The organism is Peribacillus muralis (genome assembly GCF_001439925.1).
Classification (GTDB): domain Bacteria; phylum Bacillota; class Bacilli; order Bacillales; family DSM-1321; genus Peribacillus; species Peribacillus muralis.
Window position 1 is genome coordinate 1 of record NZ_LMBV01000071.1, and the last position, 707, is coordinate 707.

Genomic DNA, 707 nt, shown 5'->3' on the forward strand with positions numbered 1-707 from the left:
GAACGGTACGTACGGTGGTGTGAGAGGTCGGAGGCTAGGCGCCTCCTCCTACTCGATTTATGGAACTAACGGGGCAGATTAGTTGAATAACAAATGAGCTACTATACCTCAAAAACTGTACTATTTTTCTTGAAATTAGGAAAGATAACTTCAGAGGTGAGTTTTATGAAAATGCTATATATATTGATTATTACCATTCCCATGTTGTTTTTTGGTTCAATTCAAGGATATGCACAACCTAAAGAATGTCCTGTGTTAAGTGAATTAGAGAAAACATCGATTAAGGATAAAAAAGAGGTAATAAAAGCTTTAAATACTTTAATACCAAAAACTTATGGAACTGGAATAGATGATTTTCCTGACATATATACTAAGTGGAATGTAGTAACTGCCAAACCTTTTCCCGAAACAGTTGGCAATAAAGATGAAGAAGACTATTTTGGAATGGCAAAGACCTTTTGTGGCAAAGAAATTGCTGAAAAATCGTGGCTTGTACGTTTAGATTTCCCCAAAGCACCTGGAGCTAACTTAGGCCAAGGTCAAATATTTTTAGCTAAAAGTAAGGAAAAAGGATGGTTTGTTTGGTTTCAATACCATTAAACTGCTACTCCTCATTAGCTGAAGATCGGAGCTGTCTTTAAGGCAGCTTTTTTCGTGCGCCCGGCATGGGTGCAATCTATAGGGTGTGAGTCCCGAACCATGAAGGC

General features: G+C 38.0%; 1 protein-coding gene. It reads left to right on the forward strand.

The window, feature by feature from the left end; translation table 11 throughout:
• Positions 1-165 precede the first annotated feature (165 nt).
• Positions 166-600, forward strand: a complete 435-nt coding sequence (locus tag ASU00_RS24120) for a hypothetical protein (protein ID WP_057915964.1) — start codon at positions 166-168, stop codon at positions 598-600.
• The last annotated feature ends 107 nt before the right edge of the window (positions 601-707 follow it).

Bases quoted from the DNA above. Each gene is read 5' to 3' on its own strand.
- ASU00_RS24120 (WP_057915964.1), top strand. From the start codon at position 166: ATGAAAATGCTATATATATTGATTATTACCATTCCCATGTTGTTTTTT.